Here is a 23471-nt window from a genome sequence, read left to right on the forward strand (position 1 = left end):
GCGGAGTTCTTCCGCCACCTCACAGCTGATTAAGAGACCTCATGGACGTCGTCGTCGTCGAATCGCCGGCCAAGGCGAAGACAATCAACAAATATCTCGGCAAGAACTATAAGGTCCTGGCCTCCTTCGGCCATGTCCGCGATCTGCCGGCCAAGGACGGCTCGGTCCGCCCTGACGAGGACTTCGCCATGTCCTGGTCGGTCGACACCGCGTCGGGCAAGCGCCTCGCCGAGATCGCCAAGGCGGTCAAGGATGCCGACGGGCTGATCCTCGCCACCGACCCGGATCGCGAGGGCGAGGCGATTTCCTGGCATGTGCTGGAAGTCCTGAAGCAGAAGCGCGCGCTGAAGGACAAGCCGGTCAGCCGCGTCGTCTTCAACGCCATCACAAAGGCCTCGGTGCTGGATGCCATGGCCAATCCGCGTCAGATCGATGCGCCGCTGGTCGACGCCTATCTCGCCCGCCGTGCGCTCGATTATCTCGTCGGCTTCACGCTCTCGCCGGTGCTGTGGCGCAAGCTGCCGGGCGCCCGCTCGGCCGGCCGCGTCCAGTCGGTGGCGTTGCGCCTGGTCTGCGACCGTGAATCCGAGATCGAGCGCTTCATCCGCGAGGAATACTGGCAGATCGCCGCGATCCTAGGCACCCCGCGCAACGACAGTTTCGAAGCGCGGCTGACCGCCTTTGCCGGCAAGAAGCTGCAGAAGCTCGACATCGCCAACAAGGCTCAGGCCGACGACATCAAGGCGATGCTGGAAGGCGCGACCTTCAAGGCATTGTCGGTCGAGGCCAAGCCCACCAAGCGCAATCCCGGCCCGCCCTTCACCACCTCGACGCTGCAGCAGGCCGCCTCCTCCGGGCTCGGCTTCTCGGCCACGCGCACCATGCAGGTGGCGCAAAAGCTCTACGAAGGCATGGATGTCGGCGGCGAGACCGCCGGCCTCATCACCTATATGCGAACCGACGGCGTGCAGATGGCGCCCGAGGCGATCGAGGCTGCCCGCAGCGCGATCGTCAGCGAGTTCGGCGCAAAATACCTGCCGGAAAAGCCGCGTTACTACACCACCAAGGCCAAGAACGCCCAGGAAGCGCACGAGGCGATCCGCCCGACCGATTTCAACCGCACGCCTCAATCGGTCAGGCAGTATCTCGACGCCGACCAGGCGCGCCTCTATGAGCTGATCTGGAAGCGCGCCATCGCCAGCCAGATGCAGCCGGCCGAGATCGAACGCACCACGGTCGAGATCGAGGCGGTCAACGGCGCTCGCACTGCCGAGCTTCGCGCCGTCGGCTCGGTTATCCGCTTCGACGGATTCATCGCCGCCTATACCGACCAGAAGGACGAGGACGCGGAGGACGAGGAGAGCCGCCGCCTGCCCGAGATCCGCTCCGGCGAGCAGCTCTCCCGCCAGGCGATCAACGCCACCCAGCACACCACCGAGCCGCCGCCGCGCTATTCCGAGGCGTCGCTGATCAAGAAGCTGGAAGAGCTGGGCATTGGCCGGCCGTCGACCTACACGGCGATCCTGAAGACGCTCGAGGATCGCGATTACGTCACCATCGACCGGCGCAGGCTGGTGCCGCAGGCCAAGGGCCGACTGCTCTCGGCCTTCCTCGAAAGCTTCTTCGAGCGTTATGTCGAGTATGATTTCACCGCTTCGCTCGAGGAAAAGCTCGATGAGATTTCCGACGGCAAGCTCGCCTGGAAGGATGTGCTGCGCGATTTCTGGAAGGATTTCTCCGGCGCCGTCGACGACATCAAGGAACTGCGCGTCACGGACGTGCTCGATGCGCTCAACGAAGAACTGGCGCCGCTTGTCTTCCCGGAACGCGAGGACGGCTCCAACCCACGCATTTGCCCGAAATGCGGCTCCGGCAATCTCTCGCTGAAGCTCGGCAAGTTCGGCGCCTTCGTCGGCTGCTCGAACTATCCGGAATGTTCCTACACCCGCCAGCTCGGCGACGCCGCCAACCCCAATGGCGAGAACGGCAATGGCGACGACGGCATCAAGCTGCTCGGCAAGGATCCTTACACCGCCGAGGAAATCACGCTGAGGAGCGGCCGTTTCGGCCCCTATATCCAGCGTGGCGAAGGCAAGGAGGCCAAGCGCTCGAGCCTGCCCAAGGGCTGGACGCCCGAGTCGATCGACCACGAAAAGGCGCTGGCGCTGCTGGCCCTGCCGCGTGACGTCGGAAAACATCCCGAATCCGGCAAGATGATCTCGGCCGGTCTCGGACGCTACGGCCCGTTCGTGCTGCATGACGGCACCTATGCCAATCTGGAAAGCATCGAGGACGTGTTCTCGATCGGCCTCAACCGCGCCGTCTCGGTGATTGCCGAGAAGCAGCAGAAGGGCAAGGGCGGCCGCAATGGCGGCACCGCCGCGGCGCTCAAGGAGCTTGGCGACCATCCCGACGGCGGCGGCAAGATCGTCGTGCGCGACGGCAAATACGGGCCCTATGTCAACTACGGCAAGGTCAATGCGACGCTGCCCAAGGGCAAGGATCCGCAATCGGTGACGATGGAAGAAGCGCTCGCCCTGATTGCCGAAAGAGAGGCCAAGGGCGGAGGCGGTAAAAAGCCCTTCCGCAGGGCGGCGAAGAAGGGATAGCGGGACGTGGCGCGCAGGATCTCCGGAAGAAGCCACGGCGATCCGCGCCACGCCGACACGAGGGCCAAGGTCAAAGACGATTATCGACCTTCTCGCGACGAAATCCTGCGCTACATCGCCGAAAATCCCGACCGCTCCGGCAAGCGCGAGATCGCCAAGGCCTTCGCGCTGCGTGGCGAAGACCGCATCTGGCTGAAAGACCTGTTGCGCGACCTGCAGGACGAGGGCCTCCTTAACAAAGAGCGCAAGCGCCTCACCCGCGCGGGCGCCGTGCCGCACGTCGCCGTGCTCGACATTTTCGGCCGCGACGACGACGGCGTGCTTCTGGCGCATCCGAACGAATACACCGGCAACGGCTCGCCGCCTGTCATCGCCATTCGCATTTCGCGCGGCGCCGCCGGCCCGGTACCCGGTATCGGCGACCGCGTGCTTGCCAAGACCTTCCCGACCGACGATCCGTCAGGTCCCGCCTATACCGGGCGGGTGATGAAGGTCTTCGAGAAGCGCAGCGATGCGGTGCTCGGCGTCTTCCGCGTCCTGAAGGATGGCACGTTGCGCATCGAGCCCGTCGAACGGCGTCAGCCGGAACTGATCGTCGACAAGGAATTCCAGAACGGCGCCAAAAACGGCGACCTGGTCGAGGTCGAGCCGGCGCGGGCATCCCGTTACGGACTGCCCAGGGCGAAAGTGCTGGCGGTGCTGGGATCGCTGAGCAGCGAGAAGGCTGTTTCGATGATCGCCATCCACGCTCACGACATTCCCCATGTCTTTGCGGCGGACGTGATTGCCGAGGCCGAAGCAGTGGAGCCGGCGACGCTCGATCACCGCGAGGATTGGCGCGACCTGCCGCTGGTCACCATCGACCCGGCCGACGCAAAGGACCATGACGACGCCGTCTTCGCCACGCCCGATGCGGACGAGAAGAATCCCGGAGGCGTCGTCGTCACCGTGGCGATCGCCGATGTCGCCACCTATGTGCGCTATGGCACGCCGCTCGACCGCGAAGCCTTGAAGCGCGGCAATTCGGTCTATTTTTCGGACCGCGTCGTGCCGATGCTGCCCGAACGCATCTCCAACGATCTCTGCTCACTGCGCGAAGGCGAGGACAGGCCGGCCATCGCCGTGCGCATGACCTTCTCCTCGGAAGGCCGCAAGCTCAGGCACTCCTTCCACCGCGTCATGATGAAGTCGGCCGCCAAGCTCTCCTACCCGCAGGCGCAGGCCGCGATCGACGGGGTGCCCGACGACAAGACGCGGCCGATCCTCGATGGTGTCTTGAAGCCGCTCTGGGATGCCTATGCGGTGCTGAAGCACGGCCGCGACGCCCGCCAGCCGTTGGAACTCGACCTGCCGGAGCGCAAGATCCTGCTGAAGCCCGACGGCACGGTCGACCGCGTCGTCGTGCCGGAGCGACTCGATGCGCATAAGCTGATCGAAGAGTTCATGATCCAGGCCAATGTTGCCGCCGCGGAGACATTGGAGGGCAGGAAAGAGCCGCTCGTCTATCGCATCCATGACGCGCCGTCGCTCGCCAAGCAGGAAGCGCTGCGCGAGTTCCTGCAGACGCTCAGCCTGTCCCTGGCGCGCGGCGCGCAGATGCGGCCTAGCCAATTCAACGGCATCCTGGAGCGGGTGCGCGGCGCCGACAACGAGGCGCTGGTCAACGAAGTGGTGCTGCGCTCGCAGAGCCAGGCCGAGTATTCGCCGAAGAATATCGGCCATTTCGGCCTCAACCTCAGGCGCTACGCGCATTTCACCTCGCCGATCCGCCGCTATGCCGATCTGATCGTGCACCGCGGATTGATCGCGGCGCTTGGTCTGGGTCCCGGCGGCCTGACGCAGCAGGAGGCGGACAGGCTGGAAGAGGTCGCCGCGCTGATCTCGGCCACGGAACGCCGCGCCATGGCCGCCGAGCGCGACACGGTCGACCGGCTGATCGCCGCCTATCTCGCCGAGCGCGTCAACGACACGTTCGATGCGCGCATCTCCGGCGTCACCAAGGCGGGGCTCTTTGTCCAATTGCCGCAGTATGGCGCCGACGGCTTTATTCCGGTGTCAACTCTGGGCGGCGACTACTATATCTACGACGAAACCGCCCGATCGCTGTTCGGGGAACGCACCGGCAAGGGCTATCAGCTCGCCGACCGCGTCGAAGTCCGGCTGGTCGAGGTCGCGCCGATGGCCGGCGCGATGCGTTTCGAGATGCTGACCGACCCGAAGCCGCTGCCAGGCTCCAAGCGGTCGTTCCACAGGGCCAAAGGCCGCGCCCGCGCATCGCAATCGCGCGTCGGACCGCGCGGCAGGAGACGATGATGCCAGGCAATTTCCAGGTGGAAGAACAGGTTTTCGGCGGCGAGCATCATTCCGGCCGCGTCGCGCGTCCGCTGTGGACGGCGATCAAGCGCGGCATGCTCGGCCGTTGCCCGCATTGCGGCAAGGGAAAGCTGTTCCGCGCTTTCGTGAAGCCCGTGGACACGTGCGAGGTCTGCGGCGAAGAGCTGCACCATCATCGCGCCGACGACCTGCCTGCCTATCTGGTCATCGTCATCGTTGGCCATATCGTGCTTGGCTCGTTCATGGCGGTGGAGGCCGCCACCACGCTCTCGACTTGGCAGCACGCGCTGATTTGGGTGCCGTTGACCATCATTTTGGCGCTCGTGCTGCTGCAACCGGTCAAGGGCGCCGTCATCGGCCTGCAATGGGCGCTTTATATGCACGGCTTCGGCGACGAGAAAGACGAATTCGAGCCGCGTCCCAAGGCTTAGGCCGCAACCTGGTCTGACGTATGAGATTTCTGAATTCCGAGCATCCGTTGACTGGCGACATGATCGCCCAATGCGAGAAAGCTTGCGGGCTCGTGCTCCCCGCCCCGGCTCGCGAACTTTATGCCAGGTCCAACGGTGGCGAGCCGGACCCTTACGTCTTTCAAAACGATGAACTCGATACCGTGGTGTCCGAATTCTTGCCCCTTGCGGCCGAATCGCGCGGGACCGCGGTTCAAAGTTACCGACGCTTGGTTACGGAAAAGGCGGTGGTCGCCGCCCGATTCTTTCCTTTCGCCATCGATGGCGGCGGCGATTATTTCTTTGTGGACACCCAGACGCGAGACGGTGCGGTCTACTTTTACCGAAGCGACAGTCGCTTCGATCAAGGCCTTCTTCCGCTTGGACTCGATTTCACCGGTTTTTGGGCGGCTCTTGTCGCCGAGTAACGTTCCATCGGTGCGGCATCGGAGCTTGATCGCTGCCGCCGCCGGTGGAATTGCCTGTTCTCGGCAATGGCCCCGTCATCCGGCTGGTGCAACACGCCAATTGCTAAGGCCACTTTCGCATTCGAGAACTTTCCGCTAGGTCGAGCGCATGGAAGGAATGACCAAGGCGGATGTCGACAAGCTCGATAAGGGCCTGGCCGTGCGCAACGGCCGGGCGTTGCGTCCACGTGATGCCGCAACTCTCATTCTGCTAGATCGCCGGGGCAAGGACGTTCTGGTGCTGATGGGCCGGCGCCATGCCGGGCACGCCTTCATGCCCGGGAAATTCGTCTTCCCCGGCGGCCGCACCGATCCCGCCGACAGCCGTATTCCCGTCGCCGCCCCTCTGCCCGATGAAGAAGAGAGTAGGTTGGTCTCAGGCCCTGGCCGCGCCAGCGCTGCGCGGGCGCGGGCAATCGCCCTGTCGGCGATTCGCGAGACCTATGAGGAAGCCGGCCTGCTGATCGGCCGCAAGGGCGCCTTCTCGACCGCGAAGCGCGACTGGCAGGGTTTCGCCGAACATGGCGTGGTCCCCTCGCTGGACGTGCTCCGCTTCATCGCCCGCGCCATCACCCCGCCCAATCGCGTGCGCCGTTTCGATACGCGTTTCTTCAGCGCCTGGCGCCACGACGTTGCCGTGGAGTTGCCCGGCGGCGGCCCGACCAACGAGCTCGAAGAACTCGTCTGGCTGCCGCTCGCCGATGCCCGCAAGGCCGACATCCCCGACATTACCGGCATGATCCTGAAAGAACTGGAAGGTCGGCTTGCCGACGATCCCTTGCTGCGGCCGGGGGGCGCCGTGCCGTTCTTCCGGCTCGTCCGCAACCGCTTTGTCCGCGAAGTCCTTTAGAAGCAGAGCATTTTGATCCCATGACGGTCGATACCCAAGAACAGGGCGACGAGCGCGTACACTGGCTGCCGATGATCGCGGCGATCTCCTCGATCAGCGTTGTCGGCATCGCCATCGGTCTCGGCATGCCGCTGCTCAGCGTCATTCTGGAAAGTCGCGGCCATTCCGCTTCGATGATCGGCCTCAACACGGCCGTCGCCGGTCTCGCCTCGATTGCCGGCGCGCCGCTCGCCACCCCGCTTGCCATGCGGCTCGGCGTTGCCTGGACCATGCTGTTGATGATTGCCATCGGCGCGCTCGCCTTTGTCGGCTTCCATTTCGCGCCGGATTTCTGGATGTGGTTTCCGCTCCGCGTCGCCCTGCATATCTCGCTGACGGTGCTGTTCATCCTGTCGGAATTCTGGATCAGCATCTCCGCCCCGCAGAACCGGCGCGGCCTTGTGCTTGGCATCTACGCCACCGTGCTGTCGCTCGGCTTCGCCGCCGGACCATGGCTGTTCGCCCATCTCGGCAGCACGGGCTTCCTGCCGTTCGGCGTCACCATAGCGCTGGTGACGCTTGCCGCCATTCCGGTGCTGGCGGCCCGCAACGAGAGTCCGACCATCGTCGCCGACAGCGAGACCAGCCACTTCCTGCGCTACATCTGGCTGGTGCCGACCGCGACCTTCGCCGTGCTTGTTTTCGGCGCCGTCGAGACCGGCGGTTTCTCGCTCTTCCCCGTCTATGGCAGCCGTATCGGCTATTCGGAAGCCGACGCCGCGCTGCTCCTGACAATGATCGGGCTCGGCAATGTGCTTCTGCAGATCCCGATCGGCATGATCAGCGACCGCGTTTCCGACCGACGCTACCTGCTGCTGGCCTGCGCCACGGTCGGCCTCATCGGCACGGTCTTCATGCCGTTCTTCGCACAGAACTGGCATCTGATGGCAGCCCTGCTGTTCGTCTGGGGCGGCGTCGTCGCCGCCATGTATACGATCGGCCTTGCCCATCTCGGCTCGCAGCTGTCCGGCCATGAACTGGCATCCGCCAATGCTGCCTTCGTGCTTTGCTATGGCGTCGGCATGGTGCTGGGTCCGCAGGCGATCGGCATCGGCATGGATGCCTTCGGCCCATCCGGTTTCGGCTGGTCGCTGGCCTTTTTCTTCGCTGCCTACATGGCTCTGATCCTGGTCAGGCTGGTGCGCAAGATTCTGTAGGCAAATGCCGCTGAAGCGTCGGGCATCCTGACATCACCGTGTCAGTAGCACCCCTGCTATATACCCTGTCTCCAGCGCGAAGTAGGAGAATTGCGATGATCGACAGCGGCTTTGAAACCAAGTCCCTCAGGATGGAATTGCTTCTGCTCGTCACATTCCAGGCGCCGGCCGCCGATGTCGAGCGCATCATGGAGGCGGTGGTGGCGATCACGCCGCTGCGCATGGGCAAATATGACAGCAACGCCTATCAGTCGGCGCAAGGCGTCGAGCGCTATCGGCCGCTCGAGGGCGCCGCCGCGGGCGCCGAGACGGAATTGCGCCGGCGGCCCGGCACCGTTGAAGTGTCGTTCGAGATCGCCGACGACCAGGCGCTCGCCGCTCATGTCGTCGAGGCGATATTCCAGGCTCACTCCTATCAGGAGCCCGTCATCCGCATCCAACCGCTGCTCGCCAGCCGTTCCAAGGGTCTTGACGACCATGCCAATCCCAACCGCTGGTGGAACACCACGGGCGACTGGAAAAAAACGGCTCAGCGGATCGGCGAGAACGCCTGAAGCGGCGAGATCGGCCATGACCAAATGGGGCAAGGAAGGCGCCCGGGCTTGACTTTCCGGGCGCGTTCTTTATGTGTCGCGCCAAGTTTCCCGCGTCCGGGTGTTTTCCCCGTGCTCCAGCGGCCAAAACTCCACGAACATTAACGGACGAAAATCATGGCCAAAGCCGCAAACATCAAGATCAAGCTTCTGTCGACCGCCGACACCGGGTTCTTCTACGTCACCAGCAAGAACAGCCGTACCAAGACGGACAAGCTCTCGTTCCGCAAGTACGACCCGGTCGCCAAGAAGCACGTCGAGTTCAAGGAAACCAAGATCAAGTAATTTGGTTATCCCGAGAAATCAAAACGCCGCCCTTCGGGCGGCGTTTTTGTTTTGGAGCAATTCCAGGAAAAGTCCGACAAGGTTTCCCGGCAGAGGGAAGACCGAACGGCTGAGGAGCCTGCGCGACTGTCTGCGCAAGCTTCCGATGTAGGTCTTTGAGAAAAAGGGGGCCGGTCGGCGTTTGGCAGCGGTACGAGGAGGCCACTATGCGCCAGCGCCGGCCGGCCGACCCCACGGACCCAGGAGATGCGGCGGACCTGAGCATCATGGGGTATTTTTTGGATCGAGCCGGCTAGTCTACCCTCGTGCCGGCCTCGTCTTCTGTCTATGCGTCGCAGATTTGCGCAAGACCTTATAAAAATCAACCATTTCTTAACCACCGCTCGCGAATCGCTTGGGTTAAGGTAAATTCGTAACCCTGTCGGGACGGCCGAGAATCGTCGCCTTTTTGCCGAGCATGTCTCCCGAGAGTGGAAACCGGTTTCGGGACAAAGACAGGCGGGTGCTGGGTGTGAAAGATCCGCGACGCGTTTTTGGGATGTGTTGAGATTCAGGTCAGGCCGCGCCGAGAACGTTGGTTTCCGAGAACCGGAGCGGAGCGTACTTAAAGTACGTGAGCACCGGAAGCGCAGGAAACCATCGTTCGCAGGCCGGCATCACCTGAATATCAACACAGCCTAGGCGGCCTTGGCGACCACCCGGTTGCGGCCGCCGCTTTTGGCCTCGTAGAGCGCCAGGTCGGCGCGCTTCATCAGCGCGGCGACGCTGTCCGTCCCTTTCAGGACCGACGACACCCCGACGCTGACCGTGACCTCGATCATCTTGCCGTCGTTGCCGATCGCGAAAGCCGCCTGCGCGATCTCGGCGCGGATGCGCTCGGCGACCTTCTCGGCGACCGCGCCGTCGGTGTCCGGCATCACCACGACGAATTCCTCGCCGCCGAAGCGGCAGGCGAGATCGATGCCGCGCACATTCTTGCGCAGCCGCCGGGCGAACTCGCGCAGCACGTCGTCACCGCCGTCATGGCCATGAGTGTCGTTGATCGACTTGAAGCGATCGAGATCGGTGATCATCACCGACAGTGGCCGCCGCCGAGCCACGGCGCGGTCGAACAGCGTCTGCAGATGGCTGTCGAGGTAGCGCCGGTTGTGCAGCCCGGTCAGCCCGTCGATCACCGCCATCTCGATCGTCTGGGCGACGCTGGCCCGCAATTGGTCGTTGTAGCGCTTGCGCCGCACCTGCGTGCGCAGCCTCGCCGTCAGTTCGTGCTGGTCGATCGGCCGGATCAGGTAGTCGTTGATGCCGAGTTCCAGCCCGCGCAGGATGCGGCCCTCCTCGCCCTCGTCGGCGAGCAGCATGATCGGCAGGAAGCGGGTGCGGTCGAGCGAACGCAGCTGCGAGCAGAGCCTCAGCGCGTCGAAATTCGAGAAGGCGGTCGACACCAGCACACATTCATACGCCGTTTCGGCCGCCTGGAAGAACCCGGCATTCGGATCGGTCGCGACATCCAGCTCGGCGCTGTTGCGCAGCATCTTCTGGATGCGTTCGACGGAAGATTTGCGCTCGTCGACAAGCAGCACCCTCGGCTTGGCGTCCTCGGTCGCGAAATCGCGGCTCAGAAGCTCTTCGATGCCGATATTGCGCGTCGTCGAGGCGCGCAGCCGCAATTCGTCGGTCAGCGACTTCAGCCTGACCAGGCTCTTCACGCGCGTCATCAGTTGCAGGTCGTTGACCGGCTTGGTCAGGAAATCGTCCGCGCCCGCCTCGAGGCCGCGCACCCGGTCCGACACCTGGTCGAGTGCGGTGATCATGACGACGGGGATATGCGAGGTCGCCGGGTCGCTCTTCAGGCGCTTGCAGACCTCGAACCCGTCCATGTCGGGCATCATGACATCGAGCAGCACCACATCGACCTTGCCGTTCTCGCAGGTCTCGATCGCATCCAGGCCGTTGCTGGCCGTCAGCACCTCGAAATACTCGGCAAGCAGCCGAACCTCCAGCAGCCGCACATTGGCGGGGATATCGTCGACGACGAGGATCCGCGCGGTCATCTCAACAAACTCCGGCTCTGCTGGTATCGGGCATCAGGCGTCGCCCAGATAGGATTTGATCGTCTCGATGAAGCGCGGCACCGAGATCGGCTTCGAGATATAGGCCTCGCAGCCGCCCTGGCGGATGCGCTCCTCATCGCCTTTCATGGCGAAGGCGGTGACGGCGATGACCGGGATCGAATGCAACTCGTCGTCTTCCTTCAGCCACTTCGTCACTTCCAGGCCGGAGACTTCGGGCAACTGGATATCCATCAGGATCAGGTCCGGCCGGTGCTGGCGCGCGAGATCCAGCGCCTCCAGCCCATTACGCGTGCGAACCGTCTCGTAACCGCTGGCTTCGATGAGGTCCCGAAAGAGCTTCATGTTAAGCTCATTGTCCTCGACGATCATGACCTTCTTAGCCATCAGTTTCCCGTCCCGACCGCCCTCGAAACCGAAGGCCGTCGCAATGCGTCCCCTTCGGACCGCACCCAACCCTTTTCCACTCTAGCCCAATATGATTGACGAAACGGAAACCGGAGGTTGGAAAGCTGCACGGATTCCACCTTCGGACGTTATACGGGAAAGAGCGTAGGCTTGCCGCTAGCGACGCTTGCCGCTACTGCGGAAGGAGACTCGAAAAAATCCACCATTCCAAAGGTAATGATGGCGAACGCAGCGTCAATGCGCGAGGAAGCGGAAACCATTGCCGTCAGGGCTCTGGGCTTCGTCGCCGCCGATCCCGAACTTCTGCCCCGCTTCCTGGCGATCACCGGCATCGAGGCGAACTCGATCCGGAGGGCCGCCGCGGAGCCCGGCTTCCTTGCCGGCGTCCTGCAATTCATCCTCGCCCACGAGCCGACGCTGCTGCGCTTCGCCGAGGAGACCGGCACGCCGCCAGCCGCCGTCGGCAAGGCGCTGCGCGCGCTCCCGCTCGGCAACGACGATCACGAGCGTTCGACATGAGCGACGATCCCGAGACGGCGCGGCAGATCGAAGAGCTTGCCGCCGATGACCGGCCGCTGCTGGTGCTCGACGTCGACGATGTCGTGCTGGAATTCATCCGGCCATTTCCGCACTATCTGAAGTCGCGCGGTTTTGGCCTGACGCTCGCATCCTTCCGATTGACCGGCAACATCGCCGAGACGGCGAGCGGGCGGCTGATCGAGCAGCCGGAAGTGACGGCGCTCCTCGGCGATTTCTTCGACGCCCAGGCGGATTGGCAAAGCATCGCCGACGGCGCCGCGGATGCGCTGGCGATGCTCGGTCGAGGCGCCGAGATCGTCATGCTGACCGCCATGCCGCACAAGCACCGCGCTGTGCGCCGCGCGCATCTCGATGCGCTGGGGCTCAATTATCCGCTGCTGACGACGGAAATGGCCAAGGGACCGGCAATCGCGAAACTGCGCGGCGTCAGGGGCCGGCCCGTCGCCTTCGTCGACGACCAGCCTTCCAACCTGGTCTCGGCGCGCAATTCCGTGGCGGATGCCCACCTCTTCCATTTGATGGCCGACAACGCCCTGCGCGCCTTCTTGCCGCCAACGCCGGAAGACATCATCTCGGTCGAGGACTGGCGGGATGCGACGCCAAAAATCGCCAGCGCTCTCGGGCTTTAACCCAAGCGATCAGGGCTGGAGCTTCGCTCCGGCCCCGCCATTGTCGCCGCCATCCGTATCGTCGCCCCCACTCGAATTGTCGGTTCCGTTCGAGCCACCACCCGAGTCGTCCTGACCCGCGCTGTCGTCCCGGGCGGCATCCGGCCCCTTCAGCATGGCGCCGTTGACCTTGACCGAGCCGTCGGCTTTCGTGTCGATCACCCACTCCAGGCGGCCATCCGGCAGTGTCTTGCCAAATCCCTTGACGGCCAGCGCAAATGGGAAGGCTTGCGCCATCTGCTCATCGCTCTTGGCCGCTTCCTTCAGGGCATCGACGATCTTGTCGTAGCCGGCGACGTCAATGGTCACGGTCGCGTCGGGCTTTTCGCCGGGAAAAATCATCTCACCCTCCAGCGCGACCTCGATATCGCCGTTCTTCACCGTGCTGTGCCCGATCACGACCTTCGGATTCTTGGCCTTGAAATCGGCGACCAGAGCCTTGCCGAATTCATCCGACAGCGGCGGATTCTTATTGAGATCAAAGGCTTCGATCGCCTTTTTCGCCATCGTATCGAGATCGATATTGGCGCCGCCGAAGTTCAGATCGATGTCGGTTGGCAGCAATGGGACGGTCCATTCCGGCAGGCTTTGCCGAGGAATTGCCAGGCCGGCAGCCTTGATCTTGTAGTCGACCTTGCCGTTCTGGGAGATGCCGTCCATGCCGAATGCGGTGCTGAATTGGGCGGCCCCGAACTTGCCGACAGGGCTCTCCACCTCGAAATCCTTGAAGCCGTAGTTGCCGTCGACCCTTTCCCAGATGGGCAGCGCGGCCAGCATGAGCGATTTGAGCTCAGCCTGGCTCGCCTTGAGTTTGGCTTCGTCCTCGTTGGCCACGGCAAAGGCAAGCAGGTCGAGCAGTGGCTTCGTCCGCACGCCTTTGCCGTTTGCATCCACCGAAAGTTCCGGCGTTTTCAAGGTGAGCGGGAAATTCATTCCGCTGTTGGGATCGTCGATCTTGATCTTCTCGACGAAGTCCGAAACTTTCTGGGTGGCCGTGAAGTCGACGCCGCCATCGGCGGATTTGGTCGCCGTAACGGTGGCGGTGCCGGCGCCGGTCGAGACATCGGCTTGCTGCTTGGCTTCCCGGGACGTCATGGTCATCCCGGCCAACGAGCTGGTGGCGTTGGTGAAGGCGGCAAGCGCCGGATCGTAGACGCTGGTCAGCTTACCGTCCTTGATCGTGAACTCCATGCTCTGACGGCCTTCCGGCCCATCGAACTCGAAGGACGCACCCTGCGAGAAATTCGACGAGACGTCCCAGGACCCGTCGCTGCGCGGCTTCACCATCAAGGCATATGGCGCCATGTCGAATTTGAGGAGCTTCTGCTCCGGCAGCGCATTGACGAGCGACTTGACGTCAAACGCGATCTTGTAGGCGTCGCCCTCGACCGAAACCTTGAGCACGCCCTTGTCGAACGCCTGCTTGCCGAAATAACGCGCCAGATTGTCGGACAGCTCCTTGGCGCCTTGATTGTCGACAGTCTGGGCAAAAGCCGGCGCGCTGAGCGCAAGGGCAAAGGCAAGTGGCAAAATACGCTTCACGTCGGTTCTCCGTGATCTCGGAAGGATTGTGCTGCTGGTAGGCAAGAAGCGTTACAGCCGCAAGACGCCGACTGTAGGCCAAAAGCGCATCCGGCTAAAGCACCAGCCGCATCAGCGGCCGGCCGGGCTTGCGTTCGACAAGCCTCTGGAAGCCGGCCTTCTCGAACACCCGCGACGAGCCGACGAAAAGCCCGATCGAGCGCGAATCGCGCGACAGGTCGATCGGGCAGGCTTCCAGCAGCCTCGCGCCGTTCTCGCGCGCGAAGGCGATGCCGCCCTCGACAAGGCGATGCGTGGTGCCTCGGCCCCTCGCCTTGACGCGGATGAAGAAGCACGAGATCGCCCACACGTCCGGATCGCCGGCATCGGCCGGATCGACAGGCGCCGAGCCCCTGCCCTGGTTGTTCCATTCGGGTATGTCGGCGCGCGGCCCGATCTGCATCCAGCCGACGGCCTTGCCGTCCTCGAGCGCCAGAAGCCCCGGCGGTGGGCCCGTTTCGATTCGCGCCTTGATGAGATCCTTGTTGCGCTCCTTGTCGCTGGCGCGCCGTTGCGCCGGCGCCAGCCGGAAATGCGTGCACCAGCAGCCGTAACAGGCGCCCTGCTTGCCGAACAGGTCCTCGAAATCGGCCCAGCGTTCAGGAGTCAGCGGTGCTATGGTCGTGCTCATGCGTTCTCCCCAGGCCAAGCTTGTTGCCAGCCTTGCGCTGTCGTACCATTGCATCTGTTCTCTTTATGTTCGCAGCGATGGCGGCTCCTGTCAACAATCCCGAACACGGTTTTTGCCGTGACTGCCTTGCTTTCCAGCGCTCGGAGACGCGTCGCTGCGATCGTTGCGGCAGTCCGCGCCTTGTCCGCCACGCCGAGCTCTACCGGCTCAAGATCGCCCATATCGACTGCGACGCTTTCTACGCGGCGATCGAAAAGCGCGACAATCCGACACTGAAAGACAGGCCAGTGATCGTCGGCGGCGGCCGGCGTGGCGTCGTCTCCACCGCCTGCTATATCGCTCGCATCCAGGGCGTGCGCTCGGCCATGCCGATGTTCAAGGCGCTCGAACTGTGCCCCGAAGCGGTGGTGATCCCGCCCGACATGGAAAAATATGTCGGCGTTGGGCGCGAGGTCCGCGCGTTGATGCTGGCGCTGACGCCGCAGGTCGAGCCGCTGTCGATCGACGAGGCCTTTCTCGACCTAGGTGGCACCGAGCGGCTGCACGGCATGCCGCCGGCGCTGGTGCTGGCGCGCTTCGCGCAGACGGTGGAAAAGGAGCTCGGCATCACCGTTTCGGCCGGCCTCTCCTACTGCAAATTCCTGGCCAAGATCGCCTCGGATTTCCGCAAGCCGCGCGGTTTTTCGGTGATCGGCGAAGCCGAGGCGCCAAGCTTCCTCGCCGCGCACCCGGTGACGATGATCTGGGGCGTCGGCAAGGCGCTTGCCGCGACGCTGGAGCGCGACGGTATCCGCATGATAGCGCAATTGCAGCGCATGGAGCGCGGCGACCTGATGCGCCGCTACGGCGTGATGGGCGACCGGCTCTATCGCCTGTCGCGTGGCGAGGACGATCGCACGGTCGACCCCGGCGGCGATGCCAAGAGCGTCTCGGCCGAAACCACCTTCGACACCGACATCGCCGCCTTGGCGGAACTGGTGCCGGTGCTTCGCGGCCTGTCGGAAAAGGTCTCGGCGCGGTTGAAGAAATCAGGCATTGCCGGGCGCACCGTGGTGCTGAAGCTGAAGACGCAGGATTTCAAACTCCGCACCCGCAACCGTCAGCTCGGCGACCCGACGCGCCTGGCCGACCGCATTTTCCAGACCGGGCTCGACCTGTTGCGCCGCGAGGCCGACGGCACTAGATTCCGCCTACTCGGCATCGGCGTCAGCGACCTCTCCGACGACGAAAAGGCCGATCCGCCGGACCTGGTCGACATGCAGTCGCGCAAGCGCGCGCTGGCGGAAGGCGCGATGGACACGCTGCGCGACAAGTTCGGCGGGAAAGCCGTCGAGACCGGCTACACATTCGGCAAGGGCCGCGCCGCCAATCCGCCCGAGCCGCTGGAGGATTGAGGGGTCAGGTCCGCTTGAGGTCGATCCGGCTCGTCACCACCATCTTGCCGGTTGCCGGATCCATGTCGGTCACCGTCATGCGCATATTGTCCGGTCCGATCTTCTCGACCGTCAGTTCCGCGTCCCGGTCGCCATTGACGATTTTCGCCCAATGGATGTCGAGATTGATCGCATCGCCCTTGCGGCTTCCGCTGAGCCCGGCGGGTCCGCTGCGCGAGCCGATATAGGTGCCGGTGTAGCTCGCCCCGCTGACCTTCAGGTCGGCGCGGATTTCGCGCGACATGATCAGCAGCGCGCGGCAGGTGCCGTCAAGCGACAGCGAGTCCGCCGTCGCGTCCGAGGTGAAGGTGCAGTTGATGTTCATCACCGGCGTGTTCGTCCTGATCCTGACCGTTCCCTTGCCGGAGAACTTTCCCTGCAGCGAGCGCAGGAAAGCCGCCTCGTCTGCATGCGCGCCCGTCGAGCAGAAAAGGCAGGCGGCGGCCAGCAAGGCAGCAGTCGATTTCATCAAGACGTCCCCTCCTGCGATCATAGCCTTCCGATGGAAAGCGTGGACTTAACGGGTGCCCAGGCGCCAGGTTCCGTCGCGGCGATGACGGTTTCTTGACATCCAGTCCGCTGGCCCAGTGGAATGACGCCACTAACGGTTGCGGCCCAGGACCTGGCTTGCGACATAGGCCCCAAATGGCGCCCGCTCCCTCGATCCCAAAAGCCGCGTTCTGGATGGCTCTGTCAATCGCCTCGATGCTGGCGATGTCGGTTGCCGGCCGCGAGACGACCGCCGAGCTCAACGTCTTCCAGGTGCTGGAGTTGCGCTCGGTGATCGGCTTGTTCATCCTTTTGCCGCTGGTGATGATGAGCGGCGGTTTTGCCGCGATGCGCACCGAGCGTCCGTTCGCCCATATCGCCCGCAACATCATCCACTATACCGGCCAGGCCGCCTGGCTCTACGCGCTGACGCTCATTCCGCTGGGCGTGCTGATCTCGATCGAGTTCACCACGCCGATCTGGACGGCGATTCTCGCCGTCAGCTTTCTGGGGGAAAAACTGTCCCGGTCGAAGCTCACGGCGATCGTGCTTGGTCTGATCGGCGTGGTCGTCATCGTGCGCCCAAGCGCCGGTTCGATGGACCCCGGCCACCTCGTCGTCCTGGGCGCCGCGGCCTGCTTCGGCATCTCGATGGTGCTGGTCAAGTCGATGACCAAGACCGAAAGCGTGGTGCGCATCATCTTCTGGATGCTGATCATCCAGTCGGTGGTTGGTTTGATCCCCGCTCTCTATAGCTGGCACACCCCCTCGCCCGGCCTCTGGCCCTGGATCTTCATCATCGCCTTCACCGGCATGTCGTCGCATTTCTGCCTGGCGCGCGCGCTCACCCACGCTGACGCCACCATCATCTCGCCGATGGATTTTTTGCGCGTGCCGCTGTCGGCGCTGGTCGGCTGGCTGCTCTATCACGAGCAGATCGACGTCTTCACCGCCGGCGGCGCGGCGCTGATCCTGATGGGCAATCTGCTCAATTTGCAGCGCAAGACACCGCAAGCGGCAGAGGCGGAGGCGGCAAGCCCTGAGCTAGACCAACTCCACTTCCACCACGCCCTGCACCGCACGCATGGCAGAAGCGATTTGCGGCGAGACGCGATAATTACCCAAGCCGATTTCAACCTCGCCCTGCGCCTCTCCCTTGAGAACGATGATGCTGACTTGACTGTCGCCACGCTGTTTGAGCTGCGATTGAATGATCGATGATGGCCCATCGTCTCTGACAAAAATGCGTAGCGCTTTCTGGATGCGGCTGGCTTCGTCGTCCAGTGATTGCACCGAGTTGATGCGCAGGTTTACGCCCTCAGGCCTATCTTCGGCTGCAACCATAATCACCACCGAACTGCCGGGCTCCAGCATGTCGCGATACTGCGCCAGACCTTCGGAAAACAGCACAGCCTCATACTGTCCCGTCGTGTCGGAAAACTGCACCACGCCCATCTTGTTTCCGGTGCGGGTCTTGCGCTCCTGCTTGGAGGTGACCGTGCCGGCGAGGCGTCCGGCCGCTGCGCCGCGTTTCACCGCAGCCGAGAATTCCGCCCAGTTCTGCACCCGCATCTTCTGGAGTGCCGCCTTGTACTCGTCGAGCGGATGAGCCGAGAGGTAGAAGCCCACCACCTGGAATTCGCGGTGCAGCCGGTCCGCGGCAAGCCACGGATCGGTCGCGGGCAGGTTGAGCGCCTGCGATTGGCTCCCAAGCGATGCGCCGAAAATGTCGGCCTGGCCGGAAATGGCGTTCTGCTGCGCCAGCGAGGCCAGGCCCATCATGCGCTCGACTCCGGCCGTCATCTGGGCGCGGTCGTGGCCGAAGCAATCGAGCGCGCCCGCCATGATCAGGCTTTCGAAAACGCGCTTGCCGACGATCTTCGGATCGACGCGCTCGCAAAAATCGGCAAGGTTCTTGAACGGCTTCTGCCCACGCTTCTCGACGATGTGCTCGACCGCCGCATCGCCGACGCCTTTGAGCGCCGCCAGCGAATAGAAGATCTTGTTCTCGCCGACCTCGAAGGGGCGGAAGCTCGACATCACCGACGGCGCCACCACCTCGATGCCGAGGCGCATGGCGTCCTGGCGGAAATCGGCCAGCTTGTCGGTGTTGCTCATGTCGAGCGTCATCGACGCCGCCAGGAACTCGACCGGGTAATGCGCCTTGAGATAGGCGGTCTGGTAGGAAACGACCGCGTAGGCCGCCGCATGCGACTTGTTGAAGCCGTAGTCGGCGAACTTGGCCAAGAGGTCGAAGATGAAGTCGGCCTGCGGCTTTGAGACGCCGCGCTCGACCGCGCCCGAGACGAAGCGCTCGCGCTGCTTGTCCATCTCTGCGCGGATCTTCTTGCCCATGGCGCGGCGCAGCAGGTCGGCTTCGCCGAGCGAATAGCCGGACAGCTCCTGCGCGATCTGCATCACCTGTTCCTGATAGACGATGACCCCTTGGGTCTCCTTCACCAGATGGTCGATCTTGGGATGGATCGAGGCCATCTCTTCCTCGCCATGCTTTCTGGCGTTGTAGGTCGGGATGTTCTCCATCGGGCCGGGGCGGTAGAGCGCCACCAGCGCGATGATGTCCTCGATGCAGTCGGGCCGCATGCCGATCAGCGCCTTGCGCATGCCCGCACTTTCAACCTGGAACACGCCGACCACCTCGCCGCGCGACAGCATGGCGTAGGTGTCTGGGTCATCGAGCGGGATCGTCGCCAGATCGATGTCGACGCCGCGCCGGCGGATCAGCTTCACCGCGGTCTCCAGCACGGTCAGCGTCTTCAGGCCGAGGAAGTCGAATTTCACCAGCCCCGCCTGCTCGACATATTTCATGTTGAACTGGGTGACCGGCATGTCCGAACGCGGATCGCGATACATCGGCACCAGTTCCGACAAAGGTCTATCGCCGATAACGATGCCGGCCGCGTGCGTCGAAGCATGGCGGTAGAGGCCTTCGAGCTTCTGCGCCGTGTCGAGCAGCGTCTGCACGATCGGTTCCTTCTCCGCTTCCTCGGCAAAGCGCGGCTCGTTGGCGATGGCATCCGCCAGCTTGACCGGATTGGCCGGGTTCTGCGGCACCATTTTGGAGAGCTTGTCGACCTGGCCGTAGGGCATCTGCAGCACACGGCCGACGTCGCGCAGCACGGCGCGCGCCTGGAGCGTACCGAAGGTAATGATCTGCCCGACTTGGTCGCGGCCGTATTTCTGCTGGACGTAGCGGATCACCTCCTCGCGCCGGTCCTGGCAGAAGTCGATGTCGAAGTCGGGCATCGACACGCGGTCCGGATTGAGGAAGCGCTCGAACAGCAGCGAGAAACGCAGCGGGTCGATGTCGGTGATGGTGGTTGAATAGGCGACCAGCGAGCCGGCGCCCGAACCGCGGCCCGGCCCGACCGGAATGCCTTGCGCCTTCGCCCATTTGATGAAGTCGGCAACGATCAGGAAGTAGCCCGGGAACTTCATCTTCTCGATGATGCCAAGCTCGAATTCCAGCCGTTCGCGATATTGCTCGACCGTGTAGCCGGGCGTCGGCCCGTGCGCGGCAAGCCGCGCCTCCAGCCCTTCGCGCGCCTGGCGGGCGAGCTCGGCCGCCTCCGCTTTCTCGGCCGCGTCCTTGTCTGCGGCGTCGGCGCCGGTGAAGCGCGGCAGGATCGGGCTGCGGTTCTTCGGATAATAGGAACAGCGCATGGCGATCTCGACCGTGTTGTCGATCGCTTCCGGCAGGTCCGAGAAGAGCCGCGCCATATCGGCCTGGCTGCGCAGGAAATTGTCCGCGGCGAGCCGCCGGCGGTTGTCGGCGGCCACCACCGACCCCTCGGCGATGGCGATCAAAGCGTCATGCGCCTCATAGTCGTCACGCTTGAAGAAGAACGCCTCGTTGGTGGCGACCAGCGGCAGCTCATGCGTATAGGCAAGGTCGACCGTCGACTTCTCGACCATGCGGTCATAGCCGGCGACCCGCTCCAGCTCGACATAGAGCCTGTCGCCGAACAGGCCTTTGAGGAAGAGCAGCCGCTGTTCGGCAAGATCGCGCCGGTCGGCCTTCAGAGCGGTGCCGATCGGGCCGCGCGGCCCGCCGGTGAGGCAGATCAGCCCGTCGCACCGGCCTTCCAGCATCGTGCTGGTCAGGTGCACCGGCTCGCCGGGCGGCGTCTCGAGATAGACCTTGCTGATCAGCCGCACGAGATTGGCATAGCCGGCCTCGCTGGCCGCGATCAGCACGACAGGCGACATTTCCGGTCCATGCCGGCGGCGGTCTCGCTGGCCGTCGCCCGCCTCGCCGGAAAAGGCGAGATCGACCTGGCAGCCGATGATCGGCTGGATGCCGTCCTTGACCGCCTTCTGGGCGAATTCGAGCGCCCCGAACAAATTGTTGGTGTCGGTGACCGCGATCGCCGGCGCCTCGTCCTTGACGGCATGGCCGACGATGGCGCCAAGCTGCAAGGCGCCCTCCAGCAGCGAATAGGCCGAATGCACGCGCAGATGGATGAAGGTCCGCGCCGGCGCTTCCGGCCGCGCGGCCCTCACGGCTGCTTCGCGCTGCAACGGGTCGCGTGGAAGTCGTTCATCCGCCATATTTTTTCGCGCCGTTCCAAAGACTCAAATCCATGCAGATGTATTGTTCCGGACGGGGCCATGCCAGTCCAGCACAATCGACCCACAGGCCACAGGCTTGCGGCCCCGTATCGCCTCGTCTCAGGCGAACTCCATGATCACCGCATCGACCGCCAGGCTGTCGCCCGGCTTGGCGTTGAGCTTGGCAATGGTGAGGTCGCGTTCGGCGCGCAGCACGTTCTCCATTTTCATGGCCTCGACCACGGCCAGCGTCTCGCCGGCCTTGACCTCCTGGCCCTCGGCCACGGCGATCGAGACGACGAGCCCAGGCATCGGGCAGAGCAGCATCTTCGAGGTGTCGGGCGGCAGCTTTTCCGGCATCAGCCTTTCGAGCTCCGCGGTGCGCGGCAGCATGGCTTGAGCCGTCACCGACATGCCTTTCCAGGCGATGCGCAAACCGTTCAGCATCGGGCGGATCTGGGCGGCGATGTTCTTGCCGCCAACCGTGCCCTGCCAGATCGCGTCGCCCGGCCGCCAGTCCGAAGCGACGGTCAGCGGCCCGCCGCCATCGATCGACAGATCGACCTCCATCGGGATGGAAACCATGCCGTCGACGATTTCGACCGGAAGATAGTCAGCGTCGATTTTCGCCACCCAGTCGCGCTTGAGATGGCCGGAATGCGGCGCCAGCCGGCCGCCCAGGCGGTCGAGCCGGTCGCGGCGCAGCAGTTCGATCGCGGTTGCAACGGCGGCGAACACCGCCCTCTCCCCGCCATCCGGCTCGACCGGCGCGAAGCCGTCCGGATATTCCTCCGCGATGAAGCCGGTCGACAGCCTGCCCTCGCGCCAGCGCGGGTGCTGCATCAGCGCCGAAAGGAAAGGGATGTTGTGCTCGATGCCGTCGACGACGAAACTGTCCAGCGCCTTCGACATGGCGTCGATCGCCTCAAGCCTGGTCGGCGCCCAGGTGCAGAGCTTGGCCACCATGGGGTCGTAGAACATCGAGATTTCCGACCCTTCGGCGACCCCGGTATCGTTGCGGACCACGACATCGCCGAACGTGCCCTCCTCCGGCGGCCGGTAACGGGTCAGCCGGCCGATCGAGGGCAGGAAGTTGCGGAAAGGATCCTCAGCGTAAAGGCGGCTTTCCACCGCCCAGCCGTTGAGCTTCACGTCGCCCTGCTTGATGCCGAGCTTTTCGCCGGCGGCGACGCGGATCATCTGTTCGACCAGGTCGATGCCGGTCACGAGCTCGGTCACCGGGTGCTCGACCTGCAATCGCGTATTCATTTCAAGGAAATAGAAGTTCTTGTCCTTGTCGACGATGAACTCGACCGTGCCGGCGCTCTGGTAGTCGACGGCCCTGGCCAGCGCCACCGCCTGCTCCCCCATCGCCTTTCTGGTCTTGGCATCGAGGAATGGCGACGGCGCCTCTTCGACCACTTTCTGGTTGCGGCGCTGGATCGAGCATTCGCGCTCGCCGAGATAGAGCGCGGTGCCATGCGCGTCGGCCAGCACCTGGATCTCGATGTGGCGCGGATCGATGACGAACTTCTCGATGAAGACGCGGTCGTCGCCGAAGGAGCTTTTCGCTTCCGAACGCGCCCGGTCGAAACCGTCGCGCACCTCCGCCTTGCTCCAGGCGATGCGCATGCCCTTGCCGCCACCGCCGGCCGAGGCCTTGATCATGACCGGATAGCCGATCTCGCCCGCGATCCGTTCGGCATGGTTGGCGTCTTCGATGACGCCCAGCCATCCAGGCACGGTCGAGACCTTGGCCTCGCTGGCGAACTTCTTCGATTCGATCTTGTCGCCCATCGCCTTGATGGCCTTGGGCTTCGGCCCGATGAAGACGATGCCTTCCTTCTCCAGCGCCTCGCAGAAGGAGGCACGCTCGGACAGGAAGCCATAACCCGGATGCACGGCTTCCGCGCCGGTCTCCTTGCAGGCAGCGATGATCTTCTCAGGGACCAGATAGCTCTGTGCCGCCGGTGGCGGTCCGATATGCACCGCTTCGTCGGCCATTTCGACATGCACGGCATCGCGGTCGGCGTCCGAATAGACCGCGACGGTGGCGATCCCCATCTTTCGCGCCGTCTTGATCACACGGCAGGCGATCTCGCCGCGATTGGCGATCAGGATTTTCTTGAACATTCGGATGTCGTCCCTCCGGCGAAGCGGTCCAGTTCTATGGACAATTCCGGCGCGCCTCAAGTGCCCGCGGGCCACCTCCCACGGCTGGCGCCGATTGCGGAAACCGCGCCGAAAAACGTCGCAACAGACGTTGGCCGCCAGCGCGGAACTCGCTAAGCTTGCCCGTG

The 23471-nt window shown here is 63.9% G+C and carries 18 protein-coding genes and 1 pseudogene; 12 read left to right on the top strand and 7 right to left on the bottom strand.

What is annotated here, in order from left to right:
* Positions 1–41: 41 nt before the first annotated feature.
* From topA to rpmG, 8 genes are all read left to right on the top strand, one after another.
* The gene (gene topA / locus FJW10_RS01900) at positions 42–2609 is read left to right on the top strand and encodes a type I DNA topoisomerase (RefSeq protein ID WP_140897948.1); all 2568 of its coding nucleotides are present in this window, start codon (positions 42–44) and stop codon (positions 2607–2609) included.
* Positions 2610–2615: 6 nt separating this feature from the next.
* Positions 2616–4922, top strand: coding sequence for a ribonuclease R (gene rnr, locus FJW10_RS01905; protein ID WP_140897950.1), 2307 nt, complete (start codon positions 2616–2618; stop codon positions 4920–4922).
* Complete coding sequence (locus FJW10_RS01910) at positions 4922–5374, top strand: DUF983 domain-containing protein (RefSeq protein WP_140897952.1); 453 nt, start codon at positions 4922–4924, stop codon at positions 5372–5374. Before rnr ends, FJW10_RS01910 begins: the two co-directional genes overlap by 1 nt.
* A gap of 47 nt (positions 5375–5421) precedes the next feature.
* Positions 5422–5820: an SMI1/KNR4 family protein gene (locus tag FJW10_RS01915; protein ID WP_181177373.1), complete on the top strand. Its 399-nt coding sequence runs from the start codon at positions 5422–5424 to the stop codon at positions 5818–5820.
* 148 nt (positions 5821–5968) lie between these two features.
* On the top strand, positions 5969–6709 hold the full coding sequence (locus FJW10_RS01920) for an NUDIX hydrolase (protein ID WP_140897956.1): 741 nt from the start codon (positions 5969–5971) through the stop codon (positions 6707–6709).
* A gap of 20 nt (positions 6710–6729) precedes the next feature.
* Positions 6730–7905, top strand: coding sequence for an MFS transporter (locus FJW10_RS01925; RefSeq protein ID WP_140830557.1), 1176 nt, complete (start codon positions 6730–6732; stop codon positions 7903–7905).
* A 95-nt stretch (positions 7906–8000) separates the two neighbouring features.
* Positions 8001–8459 (top strand): hypothetical protein, encoded by a 459-nt coding sequence (locus FJW10_RS01930; RefSeq protein ID WP_140897958.1) that lies wholly within the window; start codon positions 8001–8003, stop codon positions 8457–8459.
* A 156-nt stretch (positions 8460–8615) separates the two neighbouring features.
* Positions 8616–8783: a 50S ribosomal protein L33 gene (rpmG, locus tag FJW10_RS01935; protein WP_006201775.1), complete on the top strand. Its 168-nt coding sequence runs from the start codon at positions 8616–8618 to the stop codon at positions 8781–8783.
* Between the two features lie 677 nt (positions 8784–9460).
* On the opposite strand, the gene FJW10_RS01945 is transcribed toward rpmG, so the two are convergent.
* Together FJW10_RS01945 and FJW10_RS01950 are read right to left on the bottom strand one after the other, a co-directional pair.
* Positions 9461–10834 (bottom strand): PleD family two-component system response regulator, encoded by a 1374-nt coding sequence (locus FJW10_RS01945; protein WP_140897960.1) that lies wholly within the window; start codon positions 10832–10834, stop codon positions 9461–9463.
* A gap of 33 nt (positions 10835–10867) precedes the next feature.
* A complete protein-coding gene (locus FJW10_RS01950; RefSeq protein ID WP_027166515.1) occupies positions 10868–11239 on the bottom strand; it encodes a response regulator in 372 nt (123 codons plus the stop codon).
* Between the two features lie 240 nt (positions 11240–11479).
* Here FJW10_RS01950 and FJW10_RS01955 point away from each other — a divergent pair, with 240 nt between their 5' ends.
* Both FJW10_RS01955 and FJW10_RS01960 read left to right on the top strand, forming a co-directional pair.
* Positions 11480–11779 (top strand): DUF3572 domain-containing protein, encoded by a 300-nt coding sequence (locus FJW10_RS01955; protein ID WP_140830562.1) that lies wholly within the window; start codon positions 11480–11482, stop codon positions 11777–11779.
* Complete coding sequence (locus FJW10_RS01960; protein ID WP_140830563.1) at positions 11776–12429, top strand: hypothetical protein; 654 nt, start codon at positions 11776–11778, stop codon at positions 12427–12429. The genes FJW10_RS01955 and FJW10_RS01960 overlap by 4 nt, the downstream gene beginning before the upstream one ends.
* Positions 12430–12438: 9 nt before the next feature.
* Here the strand turns inward: FJW10_RS01960 and FJW10_RS01965 are convergent, their stop codons facing one another.
* Both FJW10_RS01965 and FJW10_RS01970 read right to left on the bottom strand, forming a co-directional pair.
* Positions 12439–14010: a hypothetical protein gene (locus tag FJW10_RS01965; protein ID WP_140897962.1), complete on the bottom strand. Its 1572-nt coding sequence runs from the start codon at positions 14008–14010 to the stop codon at positions 12439–12441.
* A 94-nt stretch (positions 14011–14104) separates the two neighbouring features.
* Complete coding sequence (locus FJW10_RS01970) at positions 14105–14680, bottom strand: GNAT family N-acetyltransferase (protein WP_140830567.1); 576 nt, start codon at positions 14678–14680, stop codon at positions 14105–14107.
* Between the two features lie 65 nt (positions 14681–14745).
* Between FJW10_RS01970 and FJW10_RS01975 the strand changes: the two genes are divergently transcribed.
* A complete protein-coding gene (locus FJW10_RS01975) occupies positions 14746–16074 on the top strand; it encodes a DNA polymerase IV (protein ID WP_140897964.1) in 1329 nt (442 codons plus the stop codon).
* A gap of 4 nt (positions 16075–16078) precedes the next feature.
* Here the strand turns inward: FJW10_RS01975 and FJW10_RS01980 are convergent, their stop codons facing one another.
* Positions 16079–16582, bottom strand: a complete 504-nt coding sequence (locus FJW10_RS01980; RefSeq protein ID WP_140830570.1) for a hypothetical protein — start codon at positions 16580–16582, stop codon at positions 16079–16081.
* Between the two features lie 176 nt (positions 16583–16758).
* On the opposite strand from FJW10_RS01980, the pseudogene FJW10_RS01985 reads away from it, so the two are divergent.
* Positions 16759–17637, top strand: a pseudogene (locus FJW10_RS01985) (DMT family transporter); the annotation flags it as partial.
* Between the two features lie 9 nt (positions 17638–17646).
* Here FJW10_RS01985 and dnaE read toward each other — a convergent pair.
* Positions 17647–21171: a DNA polymerase III subunit alpha gene (gene dnaE, locus FJW10_RS01990; RefSeq protein WP_140897966.1), complete on the bottom strand. Its 3525-nt coding sequence runs from the start codon at positions 21169–21171 to the stop codon at positions 17647–17649.
* Positions 21172–21291: 120 nt separating this feature from the next.
* Positions 21292–23304 (bottom strand): acetyl/propionyl/methylcrotonyl-CoA carboxylase subunit alpha, encoded by a 2013-nt coding sequence (locus FJW10_RS01995; RefSeq protein ID WP_140897968.1) that lies wholly within the window; start codon positions 23302–23304, stop codon positions 21292–21294.
* Positions 23305–23471 lie beyond the last annotated feature (167 nt).

The sequence above is a fragment of the Mesorhizobium sp. B4-1-1 genome (genome assembly GCF_006439375.1).
Taxonomy (GTDB): Bacteria; Pseudomonadota; Alphaproteobacteria; order Rhizobiales; family Rhizobiaceae; genus Mesorhizobium.